The 17,639-nt window shown below is 60.5% G+C and carries 16 protein-coding genes; 6 read left to right on the forward strand and 10 right to left on the reverse strand.

Going from position 1 to position 17,639, the window contains the following annotated elements; genetic code table 11:
- Positions 1-219: 219 nt before the first annotated feature.
- On the reverse strand, positions 220-2,205 hold the full coding sequence (locus GAO09_RS16355; RefSeq protein ID WP_153355075.1) for a methyl-accepting chemotaxis protein: 1,986 nt from the start codon (positions 2,203-2,205) through the stop codon (positions 220-222).
- Between the two features lie 174 nt (positions 2,206-2,379).
- On the opposite strand from GAO09_RS16355, the gene GAO09_RS16360 reads away from it, so the two are divergent.
- The 3 genes from GAO09_RS16360 (at position 2,380) to GAO09_RS16370 (ending at position 6,195) form a co-directional block, all read left to right on the forward strand.
- Positions 2,380-3,219, forward strand: coding sequence for a TlyA family RNA methyltransferase (locus tag GAO09_RS16360; protein WP_153355076.1), 840 nt, complete (start codon positions 2,380-2,382; stop codon positions 3,217-3,219).
- On the forward strand, positions 3,216-4,460 hold the full coding sequence (locus GAO09_RS16365) for a class I SAM-dependent RNA methyltransferase (protein ID WP_153355077.1): 1,245 nt from the start codon (positions 3,216-3,218) through the stop codon (positions 4,458-4,460). Before GAO09_RS16360 ends, GAO09_RS16365 begins: the two co-directional genes overlap by 4 nt.
- Before the next feature lie 148 nt (positions 4,461-4,608).
- Complete coding sequence (locus GAO09_RS16370; RefSeq protein WP_153355078.1) at positions 4,609-6,195, forward strand: peroxidase family protein; 1,587 nt, start codon at positions 4,609-4,611, stop codon at positions 6,193-6,195.
- Positions 6,196-6,211: 16 nt separating this feature from the next.
- Here the strand turns inward: GAO09_RS16370 and GAO09_RS16375 are convergent, their stop codons facing one another.
- The 4 genes from GAO09_RS16375 to GAO09_RS16390 all read right to left on the reverse strand — a co-directional run bounded on the left by GAO09_RS16375 (position 6,212) and on the right by GAO09_RS16390 (position 11,374).
- Positions 6,212-6,967 carry a crotonase/enoyl-CoA hydratase family protein gene (locus GAO09_RS16375; protein ID WP_153355079.1) on the reverse strand — a complete coding sequence of 252 codons (756 nt, stop codon included), beginning with the start codon at positions 6,965-6,967 and terminating at the stop codon, positions 6,212-6,214.
- 159 nt (positions 6,968-7,126) lie between these two features.
- Positions 7,127-8,908: an acyl-CoA dehydrogenase gene (locus GAO09_RS16380; protein WP_153355080.1), complete on the reverse strand. Its 1,782-nt coding sequence runs from the start codon at positions 8,906-8,908 to the stop codon at positions 7,127-7,129.
- 334 nt (positions 8,909-9,242) lie between these two features.
- Complete coding sequence (locus GAO09_RS16385) at positions 9,243-10,403, reverse strand: acyltransferase family protein (protein ID WP_153355081.1); 1,161 nt, start codon at positions 10,401-10,403, stop codon at positions 9,243-9,245.
- A gap of 140 nt (positions 10,404-10,543) precedes the next feature.
- Positions 10,544-11,374 (reverse strand): DUF4886 domain-containing protein, encoded by an 831-nt coding sequence (locus GAO09_RS16390; protein ID WP_153355082.1) that lies wholly within the window; start codon positions 11,372-11,374, stop codon positions 10,544-10,546.
- A 194-nt stretch (positions 11,375-11,568) separates the two neighbouring features.
- Between GAO09_RS16390 and GAO09_RS16395 the strand changes: the two genes are divergently transcribed.
- From GAO09_RS16395 to GAO09_RS16405, 3 genes are all read left to right on the forward strand, one after another.
- On the forward strand, positions 11,569-11,946 hold the full coding sequence (locus GAO09_RS16395; protein ID WP_153355083.1) for a hypothetical protein: 378 nt from the start codon (positions 11,569-11,571) through the stop codon (positions 11,944-11,946).
- The gene (locus GAO09_RS16400; RefSeq protein ID WP_153355084.1) at positions 11,943-12,131 is read left to right on the forward strand and encodes a helix-turn-helix transcriptional regulator; all 189 of its coding nucleotides are present in this window, start codon (positions 11,943-11,945) and stop codon (positions 12,129-12,131) included. The genes GAO09_RS16395 and GAO09_RS16400 overlap by 4 nt, the downstream gene beginning before the upstream one ends.
- Before the next feature lie 139 nt (positions 12,132-12,270).
- Positions 12,271-12,564: a hypothetical protein gene (locus GAO09_RS16405; RefSeq protein ID WP_153355085.1), complete on the forward strand. Its 294-nt coding sequence runs from the start codon at positions 12,271-12,273 to the stop codon at positions 12,562-12,564.
- A 69-nt stretch (positions 12,565-12,633) separates the two neighbouring features.
- Here the strand turns inward: GAO09_RS16405 and GAO09_RS16410 are convergent, their stop codons facing one another.
- From GAO09_RS16410 to GAO09_RS16430, 5 genes are all read right to left on the reverse strand, one after another.
- Positions 12,634-13,269: a DUF4240 domain-containing protein gene (locus GAO09_RS16410; RefSeq protein ID WP_153355086.1), complete on the reverse strand. Its 636-nt coding sequence runs from the start codon at positions 13,267-13,269 to the stop codon at positions 12,634-12,636.
- 108 nt (positions 13,270-13,377) lie between these two features.
- The gene (locus GAO09_RS16415) at positions 13,378-14,199 is read right to left on the reverse strand and encodes a hypothetical protein (protein WP_153355087.1); all 822 of its coding nucleotides are present in this window, start codon (positions 14,197-14,199) and stop codon (positions 13,378-13,380) included.
- 45 nt (positions 14,200-14,244) lie between these two features.
- Positions 14,245-14,718 (reverse strand): tetratricopeptide repeat protein, encoded by a 474-nt coding sequence (locus GAO09_RS16420; protein WP_153355088.1) that lies wholly within the window; start codon positions 14,716-14,718, stop codon positions 14,245-14,247.
- A 71-nt stretch (positions 14,719-14,789) separates the two neighbouring features.
- On the reverse strand, positions 14,790-16,268 hold the full coding sequence (locus GAO09_RS16425; RefSeq protein ID WP_153355089.1) for an MDR family MFS transporter: 1,479 nt from the start codon (positions 16,266-16,268) through the stop codon (positions 14,790-14,792).
- Positions 16,269-16,510: 242 nt separating this feature from the next.
- A complete protein-coding gene (locus GAO09_RS16430; RefSeq protein ID WP_153355090.1) occupies positions 16,511-17,500 on the reverse strand; it encodes a zinc-dependent alcohol dehydrogenase family protein in 990 nt (329 codons plus the stop codon).
- Positions 17,501-17,639: the final 139 nt, after the last annotated feature.

A 17,639-nucleotide genomic window follows, 5' to 3' on the forward strand; every position in this document is an offset into this window, starting at 1 on the left:
CCCCCAAAACAGAAAGGGCGGAACCAATGGTCCCGCCCCCCCAGACTTCTGGAAACCCTGGCAATCATTGAGTTCTTCATCCTAGGGCTTGTCCCTAGGATCTAACCACGCCAATGGTATCTAGCCGCTGCAGATCCTCGGGACAGGCCCGAGGATGACGGTGGTGAGGTTTTCAACCTTTGCCATCAAGCTCAGGGCGAAACCATCAGCCCAACAGCCTCAAAACTCTTCCCAATTGTCCTTCGCTGCCGAAGGTGCCGGCTCGAATGCCCGCGCCAGCTGGTTATGCAGCGCTGCGGCCGGAGAGCGACGTGGTTTTTCCTCGGCAGCCATGCGGATCTTTGGGGCCTTGACCGGGCGGCTGAGCGGCGCGAATTGCGGGGCGGCAGCGGTCGGGGTCGGCGGGATGATGAAGCCCGAACGGCTGCCCATGAAATTGCGGTCACCACCGAGGTTGAACTGCTTTAGCAACTCGTTGAGCGTATTGGCTTCGCTGGCCAGCGTGTGGCTGGTCTTGGTCTGCTGGTCCACCATGGCGGCGTTCTGCTGGGTGTTGCGGTCCATCGTGCCGACCGCATTGTTGATTTCCTGCAGGCCCGTTGCCTGTTCACGGGTGGAAACCACGATGGCACGGACGTGCTCGTTGATCTCGCGCACTTCCTCGACGATGGCTTCCAGCGCACGGCCGGTTTCGCCCACAAGCGACACGCCGGCATCCACCTGGGTCGTGGAGGTGGTGATCAGCGTCTTGATGTCCTTGGCGGCATTGGCGGAACGCTGCGCCAGCTCACGCACTTCCTGCGCCACCACGGCAAAGCCCTTGCCCGCCTCGCCCGCACGCGCGGCTTCGACGCCGGCGTTGAGGGCCAGAAGATTGGTCTGGAAGGCAATCTCGTCGATCACGCCGATAATGTTGCTGATCTCGTGGCTGGAATGCGAAATGCCTTCCATGGCCGAGACGGCGCGGCGCACGACGTCGCCGGATTTTTCGGCACCGGTGCGGGTGCGCTCCACACGCTGGCCGACATCTTCGGCGCGGGCGGCGGCATCCTTGACGGTGGTCGTTACCTGTTCGACGGCAGCGGCGGTCTGCTCGACGGCGGCGGCCTGCTGTTCGGTGCGCTTGGCCAGATCGTCGGTTGCCGAACGGATCTGGTCGGCATTGGCGTGGATGGCCGAGGCATTATCGCCGACCATGGTCAGCGTCGTCTGCAGCGTGCCAAGCGCGGTATTGAAATCGGTGCGCAGGCGATCGAGACGGCCGACAAAGCTTTCATTGATGCGGTAGGCGACATCGCCTTCAGCCAGCTTGGAAAGACCGGTTGCAAGGCCATCGATGGCGAATTCGATATCGGCGGCATCATGCGCCTTCTGTTCATCGTTGACGCGGCGCTCGGTTTCGGCACGGGCGCGGGTCAGATCGCTGTCGCGCTCCAGGCGCTGCTTTTCGATGGCCGCATGCTTGAACACGGCAACCGCCTGCGCCATGCGGCCGACTTCGTCGCCCCGGTCGAGCGCCGGCACATCGATATCGTTATTGCCGCCGGCCAGTGCCGTCATGGTTTTCGTCATGCCGACGATCGGGTTGACGATGGCGTTGCACAGCGCCCAGATCAGGCCAAGCGCCAGAACACCGGCAATGCCGCCGGCGATGACGAGCGTCCACAGAATGTTGGTGGCGGCGGTGTGCTGGGCAGCCGTCAGGCTGGTGGAAAGGGTCATGGCCCGCTGCTTGAGCGCACCGGCAGCAGTGCGAAAGCCATCGAGAGACTTTTCGCCTTCGCCACGCGCCACCTGCTGGCCGGCCTTGCGCGCTGCAAGCTGCGGATCGATCAACTGTGTGTTGACTGCCTTGGCAGACGTATCAAGCGTATCAATGGAGGCGAGAAGATCGGCGCGACCGGAAGCGGCGGCGCGGGTCTCTTCCAGAGCCTTCGTCATCTTCGCGCGGCTGGAAAGTGCCGCCGTCGCGGAAGCTTCCGCGCCACCCAGCAGGTAATCGCGCTGGTAAACCACCTGTTCCAGCATGGCTTCGACGGCGGTATCGACCCCGACCACGATCGCCTGCGCAGAAACCTGCTCGTCTGCGGCAGCATTCGACTTCAGCACCTGCCAGTAAACCCCGGCGGTGGCAAAGAAACAGGCAGACATGACCGCCATGAAAGTGACGATGATCTTCTTGCTGATGGACAGGTTTTTCAACATGGGTCGCGCTCGCGAAAAAACGGATACTTGCTCGAATTGTGCTTAACGAGACAAAGCACCATGATCTTTAAGATTGCGTTGCCATCAGCCAGATCGTCGCGGGTAAACATTTGTCATGGACGTGTTGCCATGTATGACTTGCGCAAATGCCCGACAAACGTCATTGACAGGCCCATGTCCAAATCCACCGAACCCCAACGTCTCGACCAGCTTCTGGTCTCGCTCAATCTCGTGGCAAGCCGCGCGCGTGCACGCGACGCGATCAGCCGTGGCACCGTCACCGTCAACGGCCGCACCGTCACCAAGCCGAGCCTGACCTTCAAGCCCGACGTCACCGTCACCATCGACGACCCCGCGCAGGATTATGTGTCTCGCGCGGCGCTGAAACTTGTTGCTGGCCTCGACCACTTCAAGCTCGATCCGACCGGCCATGAATGCCTCGATATCGGCGCCTCCACCGGCGGCTTTACCGAAGTGCTGATCATGCGCGGCGCCGAGCACGTGACCTCGATCGATGTCGGCCACGGCCAGATGCACCAGCGCCTGATCGACGACGAGCGCGTCACCAATATCGAAGGCCTGAACGCCCGTTATATGGAGCCGGACGATTACGAAGACCGGCCGATCACCTTCATCGTGTCGGACGTTTCGTTCATCTCGCTGAAACTGGCGCTTGTGCCGGCCCTGGAACAGGCTGAACCCGGCGCGCTCTGCGTGCTTCTGGTCAAGCCGCAGTTCGAGGCGGGCCGCGATGCGATCAGCAAGGCCGGCCTTCTGAAGGAACCGGAAACGGCGCCGGATGTGGCCGCCGAGCTGGAACGCTGGCTGGTCGAAGACATGCAATGGGAAAGCCTCGGCCTCATCCCCTCGCCCATCGATGGCGGCGACGGCAACAAGGAATTTCTGCTGGCGGGCAAGAAGCCCGAGGATGCGGAGCCTTATCAGCATCGCGACAGGGACGAAGACGGCGACGATTTCGACGCCGATCAGCTGGACGAGGATGACGACCAATGAGCACGGTCACCGTCACCATCAACCGCATCGGCGCACAGGGACACGGCATCGCCAATGGCGAGGACGGGCCGGTTTACGTGCCTTATGCGCTGCCGGGTGAAACGCTGGCAATCGCCCGCAATGGCGACCACGGCACCGTCATGTCCACCGGCGCGCCGTCGCCGGATCGTATCGAGCCGGCCTGTCGGCATTTTGGCCCGGACAGCGATGCCTGTGGCGGCTGTTCGCTGCAGCATCTGGCGGAAGCGCCCTATCTCGCCTTCAAGCGCCAGCTGGTTGTCGATGCGCTGAAATCCAAGGGTTTGACACCCGAGGTGGCGGAGACCATTCCGGCAAAACCAGGTGAGCGTCGGCGCACGGTGTTTTCCGCCCGCAACACGGAAAAGGAGTTTCTGCTCGGCTTCAACCGTGAGGAAACCCACCACATCGTTTCGATCGTGGAATGTCCCATCGCCGCGCCCGGCATCGTGGCGCGGCTGGAGATGATCCGCACGATCGGCCGCGCGCTTGCCATCGGTGCCGATACCTTCCGTATCTCCGTTCTCGAAACCCTTTCGGGGCTGGATATCGCCGCCGAAGGCTTGAAGAAGCTGGAGGACAAACAGCGCCGCGCGGCCATCGAAACCGTGCTGACGCTGAAGGGCATTGCCCGCGTCTCCGTCAATGGCGAGATCCTGATCGAACCGCAAAAGCCGATCATCGAGTTTTCCGGCGTGCGCGTTTCGCCGCCGCCGGGTGCCTTTGTGCAGGCCACCAAGAGCGCCGAAGAGGTGATGTCCGAGATCGTTGCAAAGCATGTCGGCAAGTCGAAAAAGGTGCTCGACCTGTTTGCCGGCGCCGGCACGTTCACCTTCCGCATCGCCAAGACCACCAAGGTGCATGCCGTCGAAGGTGACGACAAGGCGATCAAGGCACTGGATCACGCTGCCCGTAATACGCAGGGGTTGAAGCCGGTGACGGTGGAAAAACGCGACCTGTTCCGCCGGCCGATGATCCCGCTGGAACTGAAACATTACGATGCCGTCGTGTTCGATCCGCCGCGTGCGGGTGCGGAAGCACAGGTGGCCGAACTGGTGCGCGCCAATGTGAAGACAATCGCCGCCGTCAGCTGTAATCCGCTGACCTTGGCGCGTGATCTCAAGCTGCTGGTGGATGCCGGTTACCGTATCAAGTCGGTAACGCCGATCGACCAGTTCCTGTGGTCGACACATGTGGAAACGGTGGCGTTGCTGACGAAGTAATGCGCCGGCAACACTAAACCGTCGGAAAGCAATACCCCATAAATTGACGGTTTATCGTATTTACCAAATATACCGCGGCAGGTATATTTACCCTCTTTGCAGCTGATGGCGGCAAATGACTTGTCGCCGCTGTGGTAAGGGGGAAGTCATGGCAGAGATAGCGCAGCACGGACACGGTGTCCGCGGAATGAAGCCTGAGACATTACATTCCTTCGACGGTATCGGTGACCCCGGAAAATTCGGGGTCATGTTTCCCCATCTCGTGCCACTGTCGGCAAGCGACGATGCGCTGGCGGCACTGGCCAAGGCGATGCTTGACGCACCGCTTGATGGCGACGAGCCGGATCCGAAAGGCGACAATCACAATATCCCGGCGGGATATACCTATCTCGGCCAGTTCATCGATCACGACATCACTCTGGACACCACGCCTCTGGATCAGCAGATGGCGGACCCCAAGGCAACGACGAACTTTCGCACACCCGCCCTCGATCTGGATTCGCTTTATGGCGACGGTCCCGGCATCCATCCCTATCTCTACCAGCGCCATCCCGACACGCTGCAGACCATCGGCAAGCTGCTGATCGGGCACGCATCGGAATCCGCCGATGTGCAGCCGCCTCGCAAACCGGAACCGCCCATCACCGTGCCCGCGCTGGACAATGACCTGCCACGCAATCAGGTCGGACACGCGCTGATCTTCGATGAACGCAACGACGAAAATCTGGCGGTGGCGCAGACGCATCTGCTGATGCTGAAATTTCACAACAAGGTTTTCGACCGGCTGGCCGCCAACCGGCCAGACCTGACAGGCATCGCCCTTTTCAAGGAAGCACGCCGTATCGTCACCTGGCATTACCAGTGGATCGTGCTGTTCGATTTCGTCGAACGCCTGACGGAGCCGGGCCTGATCTGGAAGATCAAGGCGGAAGGACGGCGTTTCTACAGGTTCAGACAGCGGCCCTACATGCCCGCGGAATTTGCGGCGGCCTGTTACCGGCTCGGCCACTCGATGGTGCGCGAAACATACAGCCACAACCGCATTTTCAACCCCATGCCCGGAGCATTGGCGAATGGAACGCTCAACCTCCTTTTCCTTTTCACCGGCAAATCAGGTCGGATAGACGGAGAACTGGGACAGGGTTTCCCGACCCTCCCCTCCAACTGGGTTATCGACTGGCGACGTTTCTACGACCTCGAAACGCCGCAGGCCGAGAAGGAGGCGAATTTCGCGCTCAATTTCAGCCGTCGCCTCGATCCGTTCATCACCAAGGAACTGCATACACTGCCCGGCGGGCCTGGTGACAATTCAGTTGCCGCGCGCGAATTCAACCTTGCCTTTCGCAATCTGCGGCGCGGGGTGCAGATCGGCCTTCCGTCCGGCCAGGCCATCTGTCGCGCCATGGGCCTGACACCGCTCACGGCCAAGCAGATCGGCGCCGGACCGGACGGCAAGGTAGCGGTGGAGCAGAATTTCGGGGAAGAAACACCGCTTTGGTATTACGTGCTGAAGGAAGCGCAGCATTATCACAAGGGTGAGCGGCTTGGGCCGATGGCATCCACCATCGTTGCCGAAACTTTTCTCGGCATGGTCCATGGCGACCACGAATCCTTTCTGTGGCAGCGATCCGACTGGAAGCCGGAACTGCCCAGCAAGATCCCCGGTCACTTCACCATGGCTGATCTCGTGCGCTTTGTCGGTGAAACGCATCCGGTAGGCCCGGTGCCGCAATAAATCGAGCGGCGGCCCGTCACCGCTTCATGAAAGCCTCGAACGCAGCTCGCGCTTCGGGGCTTTTCAGCTGTGCGGTGAAGTGAACAAGCTCCTCGTCGATACGGGCCAACACCTCTTCACGGGGGCCGCGCACCAGTTCGCGGGCGATTTTGAGCGCCTGCGGTGGTTTGGCTGCAAGCGTTGTGGCCAGAGCCAAGGTTTCGGCTTCCACCACATCCGGCGCCACCACCTTCCACACCAGACCGGCGGCCAAAGCAGCCTCCCCCGAAAAACCTTGGCCGGCGACCAGCATGGCAAAGGCGCGCTGATGACCCATGATCTTTGGCGCGATAAGGCTGGAGGCGGCTTCCGGCACCAGTGCCAGATCGACAAACGGCGTCTTGAACAGGCTGCGGGCGGAGGCGACAGTCATGTCGCAATGCATGTTAAGCGTCGTGCCGATGCCGATTGCCAGGCCATCGACGCCCGAGACCATCGGCTTTTTGCACAATGCCAGGGCCTTGATGAAAATGGCGCCGGCCGGCGGCTCTTTTGAACCGGACATGGCGTAGGTCAGGAAATCGCCCATGTCGTTGCCGGCGGAAAAGCAGCCTTCGGTGCCGAGAAAGGCGACGGCGCGAATGGTCGGATCAGCGTTTGCCTCCGAGAGGGCCGCCGTCATCGTCTGGTACATGGCCGAGGTGATGGCGTTTTTTTTCTCGGGCCGATTGAAGCGGATGACGAGGACGCCGGGTGCCATTTGCGGGCGCTCAATCAGGATATGGTCGGTCATGGGTGGGGCCTCCTCCGGGGTGGTGATGTGGTACGGACGCTGCGGTGGATGACAATGGAATCGAGACAGTGCGGCTTGCTCCCAACGATCTCCCCCTTGAGGGGGAGATCGGCTGGGCGCAGCCTCTCACCCCACAAGCAAAACCGAGCAAAGGGCCAGCTACCCCAACACTACCCGCGCCGCCTCAAGGCTCGCCGCCCCGCCAACCACGGCATCCTTCAACGCCGCCGTTTCGGCCAGCAGGTTTTCCGCAGCAAACCGGCAAAGTGCCACGCGCTTTTCACCCGCGCCGTCACTGGCAGCAGCCAGTGCGCCGGTGGCGAGATACGCGCCCGTGAGCGTCAGCCCGAACAGCCGCTGATAGGGCGTCGCACCCGCCAGCGCCTCGGCCTGACGACCCGCAGCCAGCGTTTCCAGCAGCCAGTCGGTCGCCGCTTCGAGATCGGCAATCGCCGCCGACAGCCGTTCTGCAGAGGTACCGAAAGCCGCATCGTTGGACGCGGCGAGCTTTTCCGCCACGCCCCTCAACTCGCCGATAAAACCACGCACAGCAGCCCCATCCGACAGCGGCAGTTTGCGCGTTACGAGATCAATCGCCTGAATACCGTTGGTGCCCTCGTAGATCGGCGCGATGCGGGCATCACGCAGGTAACGGGCAGCCCCGGTTTCCTCGATGAAACCCATGCCGCCATGCACCTGAATGCCCATCGATGCGACATCGACACCGGCATCGGTGGAAAAGGATTTGGCAATCGGCGTCAGCAATGCGGCACGTTCCGCCCATGCCTTCGCTTCCTCGCCTTCCGTAACATGCGAAAGATCGATGGCATGAGCGCAGGCGTAACAAATGGCGCGCGAGCCCTGCGTCAGCGCCTTCATGGTGAGCAGCGTGCGAGCAATGTCGGGGTGTTCGATGATCGGCGACATGCCGCTTCCCTGCCAGCCCGGCGCCTTGCCCTGCGTGCGCTCTTTTGCGTAGGCGACCGCCTTTTGTGTTGCGGCTTCGGCAATCGCCACGCCCTGAATGCCGACGGCGAGACGAGCATTGTTCATCATCGTGAACATGCAGGCCAGCCCCTTATTCTCCTCGCCGACCAGATAACCCAGCGCGCCTTTTTCCGCGCCGAACTTGCCATCGCCAAAGATCATCGTGCAGGTGGGCGAGCCGTGGATGCCAAGCTTGTGCTCGATCGAATGGCAGAACACGTCGTTGCGCTCGCCGGGCGAACCATCCGCATTCACCAGAAATTTCGGAACCAGAAAGAGCGAGATGCCGCGCGTGCCGGCCGGCGCATCCGGCAGGCGGGCGAGCACGAGATGGATGATATTGTCGGCGGCATCATGCTCGCCCCAGGTGATGAAAATCTTCTGGCCAAAGATGCGGTAAGCGCCATCGCCCACCCGCTCTGCCCGGCTTTTCAGCACGCCGAGATCGGAGCCGGCATGCGGCTCGGTCAAATTCATCGTGCCGGTCCATTCGCCCGACACCATCTTTTCCAGAAATGTCTGTTTGAGCTCGTCGCTACCATGTTTCGACACGGCCTCGATGGCACCCATGGTGAGTGTCGGGGCAAGCGCAAACGCCATGGAGGCGGCATTCCACATTTCCAGCGCCGCAACATTGAGCATGTGCGGCAAAGCCTGCCCGCCAAAATCTTGCGGACCGGTCAGGCCGTTCCAGCCACCTTCGCACCATGCCTTGTAAAGCGCCGGCCAGCCTTTCGGGGTGATCACCTTGCCATCGACGAGGCGCGCGCCTTCGCGGTCTCCACTTTCGCCCAGCGGCGCAATTTCCTCGCCGGCAAAACGGCCCGCTTCCGCCAGGATGGCGTCGACCAGATCGCCGCTCAAATCGCCCAGCCTCCCCTCTTCCAGCGCGGCCCCGAGACCGGCGACATGGTTGAGCGTGAAAGCAATCTCTTCGACCGGCGCCTTGTACATCCGAAAACACTCCTCTTGTCGCCACGCGGCCGCCCGAACTGCCGCGTGTCTTCTCCCGACATGCTTTTTACGTAAACGTCAAAGTAAATGTCAATGCGGGGATGGCGCGCAAACCGATTGCGGCAGCGGGCCATGCAAGGAATGTTGCGCCCTTGGCGGAAGGCCGCCAATATGTCGGAGCGTCGCGGGCGGCGGTGCCAGACGGTCCCGCGCGATAGGAATTCAAGATCCTTATCGGGTTCGATGCACCGACACTACCACCACGCTCTGAACATCGTTGATGCGCACGCGGTCGCCAAGCCGTGCCTCGCCGCCATTGCGATAGCGCATACGCCTAGCCGATCGCCTCAGATGACGGCGGCTTTGACGGCATTCCCCTCAGGGGGGCGAGTTTTGAAACGACAATCCCGGCCGCAACAGAAGCGAACTTCTTCATTTCGGCAAGGAGCGCGCAGATCAGCGCCGTGAGAAGCACGATAGGGACAAACGACCAGAGATCAAGCATGCCCGCCTCGGCGAAATAATAGGCGACAATGATGATGACGGTCTGGTGCATGACGTAATAGGTCATGATGGACCGGTTGAGATACTTCACCACCGGGTTGGGCCGGTTGGCAAATCGCGCGGCGAAGGCCAGCAGCGCGATAATGGTACACCATTGAAACGTTGACCGCAGGACGCGCAGTGCGGCAATCAGCACCTCCGACAAGTGCTCACGCGGCACAGCGATAAAGACAATCGCGAGGACGAGGAAAGATGACAGGGCAAGCGAGAAACTGACCCACCTCCAGCGATCGATCTCCTGCCAGAAGGCTGGCTGGTTCATCAGCAGCGCACCAGCCAGGAACATCGAAAGATACAGGCAATGCGCATAGACATCCCTGGTAATGTCCTGTGTCTCGCCAAACGCCGGATAAAGCCAGATTCTGAGAATAGACAGAAACAGGATCGGCACCAGAAACAGGTTCGGCCCCCTGAGCAGGGCCGCGAAGCCCGCAGATATTTTTGGCCAGCGCCCCTGCAGCCGGGACAATGCGATCGACCAGATGAACACATAGATCCACAGATAGACCAGAAACCACATGTGCTGAAGTGTCAGTTGGGATACCAAATAGGTCTTCAGGAAATCCCAATAGGACAGGTCCGGCGATACGCGCAGCGTCGAGAAATAGGCCTGCGGTGGCACAACGACAAGAACGCCGAACAGGAACGGCAATATCAACTGCCGCGTGCGCGATCTGCGGATGTCGTCGACGGACCTCCTGTTCAGGAGCGATGCCGTGACCAATCCAGAAATGAAGAACAAAAGGCTCATCCGCCAGGGATGGGAGCCGATATGGATGAGATCGACCAGCCGGTTCGGTTCGTCCGAATTGAGCAGCCAGTTCCTCGTCCCGTATAGAAGACTCGCATGATAAATGATGACCGTCCCAAAACTCATTACCCGCAACGCATCGATATCGTGCCGTCGCGCATTCTGCGTATTCGCTGACATGACCCCAAGCCCCGTTTGGCGAAATACAACCAGAAGGCGATTTCCATCACGTTAACGGAACTGCTTGAATTCGAGCAATCGCGTGCGAAAATTGCACGCCGGTCCGGCAAGTGTGGCGTAACGTGAAGCGTGACCGGCCCTCAGGAGGCTGATTTTGACGCCAGATAGCGGGAAACAGCCGCGCGCAGCATGGCGGCATCCTCCGGAGAAACGCCATTCGGCGTATAGCTGACGTCCGTCACGTCGCGACCGGAAAAATAGGCATAGAACATCAGCGCTGCGAGATAACTTCCGTGGATGGAGGGATGGTTGCAATCGTTGTAGAGAGTGAAATCGATCGGCTGTGCCAGCAAGGCCTCCCAGACGAGGCCGACATTGACAAGATCGACGCCGGTCAGGGCGGCAAGCCGGGCATGCTGCTGCTGGATGTTCACATGCATGTTGGGATAACCGGCGGGTGACAGGCCTGCTGCCGATGCCGGCATGCCCGCATTGTCGCTGCACCGGTCGGTATAACGCCAGGTCACGAACATGGCGGGCCTTGCACCATTGGCCTTGATATCGCGGATCAGGTTGGCTGCGACATCCCATGCCTGACCGGCAGTTTCAGCACTGTATTGTTCGCTGCTCAGCACCTGCAGGACGACATGATCCCAGCGCTGCGCAATCAATGCACGGGTCTTCGGATTTTCCAGATGGCTGGCAAGGCTGATGCTCGGCTTTGCCTCCATGGTGATGTGCAGCTTTTCAGCATAACCGGCAGAATCGGCGATCAGTCGCACCATGTGCGGCATGTCGTGATAAAATGTCCGGCTGTTTCCCAGAAAAAGCGCCGTCTGTTCCGGCCTGCCGTCAAACAGATCTTCGAGAAACTCTTTTCCCTTGCCCGGCAATGTATTGAACGGCGGGAGAAGAAAGAGGGTACCGACCAGAATGGCGGCCAGAACACCGGTTCGGCTGACTTGAAACAATCCAGGACCTCGCAAAAGATAATCGGTCCGACAATTTGTAAAAGCTAATATGTAAAGGATGGGTTGCGGCAATCGCGCGGATTTGTTCCGGTCCTGCCTGCTGCCTCCCGTTCACCGACGCCTAAGTGTAAAGCATGCTTGACACTTCTCACGCCGCCGGCATATGTAAAGCAGACTTTACAGGAGGTTTTTTCATGAACAAGGCACGGTTCCTGGTGGAATTCGGCGCAAGCATGACCGCTTATGTCGTTGTATTGATCGGCTCGGTCCTGCTTCTGGGCGGCGGTACGGTGACGGGTGGCTGGGCGACCGTCATTTCGCTCATCCCCATGCTGCCCGCGCTTGGCGTGGCGATCGCCGTCATGCGGCAGTTGCGCGCCTCGGACGAATTGCAGCGCCGCATCCAGCTGGAGGCGTTGTCGCTTGCCTTTGCCGGCACCGCACTCTTCACCTTCAGCTACGGCTTTCTGGAAAATGTCGGTTATCCGAAACTGTCGATGTTTTACGTCTGGCCACTGATGGCAGTGCTCTGGATCATCGGCAGCCTTCTCAGCGGCCGACGTTTCCGATGAAAAACCGCGTGAAGGAACTGCGGCTCGAAAAGGGCTGGTCGCAAGGCGAGCTTGCCACGCGGCTCGGTGTCTCGCGCCAGACCGTCAACGCCATCGAAAACGAGCGTTACGACCCAAGCCTGCCGCTCGCCTTCGTCATTGCACGGGTGATGGAAAAGGCGATCGAGGAGATTTTCGAGGCGTGACCGTTGTCGTAACCGTTATCGATCGACCGCCATCCGTGAACGACAGGCCCTTGATCCGGTGCGACATGAGAAACAAATGCGACCGGCCGGCGTTCTTTGAAAGCAACCGGCCGCAATAACGACAGGCAAGGAGATTTCGATGAGTGCCAAACTTGGCCCCTATGTGCAAATGGTCAAACTCGGCCGCGAGATGGCACTCAGATACGAGAAGGACCGGAACCTCGCACTCCAGCCGCTGATTTCGCATTATCTGGATGAGGTCGAGGTGAATATCGCTTCGGACGCCTTTGATCATCGAGGGTTCATGGAAAACATCCGCGACGACCTTCGGCCGAGAACACCAGCCATAGCCGACTGCCGCCGGACCGCGTTTCTGCAGGCGGCGACAGACGCGCTGGATGCGCGTGTCGAAAGGCATGCGCTGGAGGGGTGAGCGCGGTTGGACCTTCCCGAACAGCTTGTTCGGCCCGCCACTGCAAATCCGACAGCGCGCGAACCTCTGTTACAGATACAGTGCAGACAGTTTTGGCAGGCGCCGCCGCATCTGCGCTTCATCATCAAAGTCGAACTTCCAGTCGGGCGCCTCCGCTTCCCGGGCAACCGCATCGTTTCGGAATGCGGGATTGGCGTCGCCTGAACGAGCCTTGAAGGCGCCGTACATGACATAGCCGAACAGTTCGAATGTCGCGCTGTCGGACTCGACGCCAAGTTCGGCGAGACTGTCGGGATCGGCCAGTGCGCGCTCTGTTATCAGGCGCCCCCGTGCAATCAGCCAGGCACGAAAATCGGTAAAGCCGTCATCGCTCGCCCCGCCATTGATCAGATAGGCGGCAGCCCATAGGCGCATTGTATAGAGTTCTCTATCGACAGCCCAATACAGGCTGATGAAATCGACGAGATCCTGATCCGACAGCTTATCCAGCGTGCCGCGAAACCTTGCGATCTGCGCCTCCTCATCCTTATCAGAAGACGCATCGACAATCTGCCAGAACCAGTCCCGCGCCTCGGCATCGGCAAGCCGTCGCACCGGAGCGAGGCTCATGATGGCGGACGATGGCCCGGATGCGGGCGATTGCCCTGCCGCAGCCTTGCTCAGCCCCAAAAGGCCCAGAATGCCTGAAATGAAAGAGCGTCTCATCACGTCCTGATCTCATTGTCGGTCGCCGCGAATGACCGGCGAATGTATGTTTTTTTGAAAACGCACTGTTACGGTGGGAAGATAGGCGCGATGACGATGAGTTCCACATCAACCGCCTGCCACGCTCGCGAGGGTTACCGGCCGGGCGATCACTGCGCTGACACCCAGACCAACAATCGCAATGGCGAGAAGTCCGGAAAAACAGGCGAGATAGATGGCCGCAGAGGCATTGTCGGCAACAAGCAACAGGCCACCCCAGCTCGGCACAGGCGCCTGTGCGCCAAGCCCAAGGTAATCAAGCGCGAACTGCACCCAGGCGGACCATGTAAAAATCGCCGGGACCAAGGCGGCAGCGCAACGGCGCCGGTTTGCGCTATCAGCAAGCGCATCATCCCCATCGCCCCAAGTGCCACGCAACAACACGTGAGCGACGCCGATCCCCCAGAGTGGCCCTGAAATGAAAACGCCTGGCCATCCGAAGAAGCCGCCAAGCGACATCGCGGACAACGCAATAATCAGCATGGGCAACAGGCCGACAAGGGTCAGCGCCGACATCAGCGCCCGGCTTTGCCAGCGCGGCGACAACAGGAAGGACGGCACGGCAAACGCACCATAGGCCAGCGCGACGACCAGACGGCCGATCGTTTTCGGCGCCGCTTTCGCTGCAGTGGTAAGCAGCAGCCCCGCGACCGCAGCAAGCAGCGCGGTCGCCAGCGCAGCGAGGATCGTGAACCGGCCGCCGATGACAAACCGCGAGAAGAGATCACGGCCAAGCGCGTCGGTTCCGAAAATATGGTCTGCCCCCGGCGGTATGAGGCGATTGGCGAGATCATGCCGCATGGTATCGGGATAGGGCAGCAGAAACGATGCGGCCAGCAGGGCCAGAAGCACAGATACAAGGAAGGCAAGAAAAACGGTTTTCAGGTTCAATCGACCCACCTTAATTTACTGAAATCACAGGCGCGGGCAGCTCCCTCACCAAACCTTCCAGAACGGCCTCTTCTTCGCCCCCGCCACATCCACGCCCTCCGCCCTTGTCGTCAGAAAGGCCAGATATTTCGGATCTTCCTCCGCAAAAATCTCCGCGCCTTCGGCCATATAGGCGCGCATCAGCTCATCGGCGGCGCGGTCGAGATTGCCCAGTTCGAACTGGCATTGGCCGAGCCGCAGATGCAGGAACGGATTGCCGATCGCATCGGGGTAATGCATGGCGGAGCTGAGATTTTCCAGGCCGGCGGCAAAATCGCTCTGGAAAAAATTGGCCTCGCCGATAGCGGACAGCAACCATGTGCCCTGCTGCCACTGCGTTTTCGGCTCCGGCAGAAGCTCGAACGCATCCCAGTATTTGTCGAGCGCACCCTCGAAATCTTCCGTCTCCGCCAGCGCGTCGGCTTCTTCGGCCAGCGCTTCAATGCGCGCGTTGATGTCGTCGTCGAGTTCCTGTGCCATCGCCTGCCCCCGGTATCACTGTCTTTCGGGGCGCAACCTATAAGCTTTTGAGGTGACGGCAAGTCTTTGCGTCAGCGCGCGGCTTCGGCCTCTGCTGCTTCCTGGCCATGCGTCATCTGTTTGGGCACGAACAGGCAGACCGGAATGATGATGAGCGTGATGATGAACATCGAGACAAAACTGCTGTGCAGCGCCGATTGCAGCGACAAACGCACCGCATCGCCCGAGGCCATGGCCGCACCCGTGCCGTCCAGCAGACCGCGCAGCTGTTCCGGCGTCACCGATCCCGCGCCACTGGTATGCGCCAGGCCATAACCCAGCACGGCACCGAGAATGGATGCGCCGAGCGTGCTGCCGAGATTGCGCGAAAACACGTTGGAGGCCGTGGCGCTGCCACGCTGCGACCAGCCGACGCTTTCCTGGGTGATCACGAGCGCACAAATGTTGAGGAGGCCCATGCCGATACCCATCAGCAGCGACCCGGCACCGGCCTGAACCGGCGAACTTTGCGGGTTGAGCAGCACGAGCAGAAAAGCGCCGAGCGGGATGATCAGGCTGGCGGCGAGCATGATCGGCCGCAGGCCCAGACGTGGGAACATGCGTGATGCGAAGGTGGCACCGCAGGGCCAGCCGACCAGAAGTGCGGTCAGCGCAAAACCGGCCACCAGCGGAGAACGATCCAGCACCGTCTGCACATACATGGGCAGGAAAGTGGTGAGGCCCATGATGGCCATGGCCGCGAAGAAAACGGCGATGTTGGAGACCGCGATTGGCCGGCGCAGCCACAGATCCGGCGCCACCATGGGCGCGGACGCACGTCTTTCCTGCCAGAGGAAGGCGACGAGGGTGACGAGGAAGATCACGATGGCGATGACGGCGTAGGAGGAGGTCGCACCTTCCATCTCGGTCAGCGCCAGCATCAGCGCCGAGATCGATACGGCAAACAGGATTGCGCCGAGCACATCGACGGAGACGCGGTGCGTCTGCTTTTCCTCATGCAGGAACAGAACAAAACCGGCAGCGGCGATGATGCCGACTGGAATGTTGATCCAGAAAACCCAGGCCCACGGCAGGTTATGGATGATGACGCTGCCGGCAAGCGGGCCGATGACGGCCGAGATCGCCCAGACGCTGGCGAGATAACCCTGCACCTTGCCGCGCTGCTTGCCGGGAAACAGATCGCCGACAATGGTCATCGCCACCGGCTGCACTGCACCGGCACCAATGCCCTGCAACAGGCGAAAGGCAATCATCGACGGCATGGACCATGCTAAGCCGCAGAGAATGGACGAGATCAGGAAGACGGCGATGCCGAACAGCAGGATGGGCTTGCGGCCATAAATGTCCGACAGCTTTCCGAACACGACCGTGGTGGCGGTCTGGGTGAGCAGGAAGGAAGAAAACACCCAGCTGTAGAGATTGAGCTGGCCGAGCTGGGCTGCGATCTGCGGCATGGCCGTGGAAACGATCGTCGCCTCGATTGAAATCATCGCCATCGAGGCCATGACGGCCGCAACGATGAGCCCGCGGTGGGAGCTCTTACCTGTCATTCTGATGTTCCGGAGCACCTGCAATACGGCGCGAATGGAGTGAAATTCGGCGGTCAGCAGGCCGTCAGTGTAAAAACGATCTAGGGACCGGAAAAAGCAAACGTCAAGTACGCTTAGTCGCTCGCCGGTCACATTTGTTGGCTTTGCATCAATTTGCTAGCCGTCTTTTCCGCAGCGTCGGTTTTCAGCCCCGAGCACATGCCGCAATGAGGCCCGCCGGAGAACCGGCGGGCGCCATCAGATCAGAGCGTCACGACGATCTTGCCGATCTGTTCGTTGCTTTCGAGAAAGCGGGTCGCCTCGCGGATGTCTTCAAAGGCAAAGGTGCGGGAGATCAGCGGATCAAGCGAGCCGGAGCGCAGGCCATCGTTGATGAAAATTTTCGCCCGTTCGAGAATGGCATCGTCGGAAACGATCTCGGTATAGAGGTAACCTTTCAGCGTCAGGCTTTTGCCGAGAACGGCAAATTGCGGAAACGAGCCTTCATCGGCGCTGAGCGCGCCATATTCCAGCAGGATACCGCCCACCGCCATGCATTGCGCCAATTGCGCAATCGCCGGCCCGCCGATCGGATCGAGCACGACACGCGCGCCCTTGCCCCCGGTGATTTCGGCCACGCGGGCAGCCAGATCCTCTTCCCCGGTGGCGATGACGTGATGCGCGCCTGCTTTGCGCAGGGCTTCCGCCTTGGCGCCTGTGCGGGTGGTGGCAATGACGGTCGCGCCGACGCTGCGGGCGATCTGGAACGCGGCGGTGCCGACGCTGCTCGATGCCGCCGACACGATGACGAATTCGCCCGACGACAGCTTTGCCTGCTCGATCAGCGCGCCCCATGCGGTGACATACATCATCCATGATGCAGCCGCCTGTTCGAAGGACAGGTTTGCCGGATGTTTGACGACATGGCGGGCCGGCACGTTGATGACTTCGCCATAGGTGCCCCAGCGCGCCATATCCAGCGTCGGGATGACACTGACGGCATCACCCTCGGCAAAGCCGTCGACCTGGCCGCCGAGCGCTTTCACCGTGCCGGCCGCTTCATAACCGAGCCTTGAGGGAAATTCGGCTTCCTGCAGATAGGCGTGACGGCGGAACATCACTTCGGCGCGGTTGAGGCCGATGGCGCGCACATCGATCTGCACTTCGTCGGCGGCGGGTGCGGCCAGTTCGATATCATCGAACCGCAGCACGTCGACCTCGCCATATTCATGGAAACGGACAGTTCTGGTCATGCTTCATTCTCCTTGCATGTTTCCGTCACGCGTTTTGGGAGAACGCGTCCGGTCGCAAACATCTGGCGAGTAGCCGCGAAAATGAAAATACGGTATTCGAAAGCACATACTGCTCAAAAGTATACTGTAAGCGAGACCG

It is taken from the genome of Endobacterium cereale, assembly GCF_009617585.1.
GTDB lineage: Bacteria > Pseudomonadota > Alphaproteobacteria > Rhizobiales > Rhizobiaceae > Neorhizobium > Neorhizobium cereale.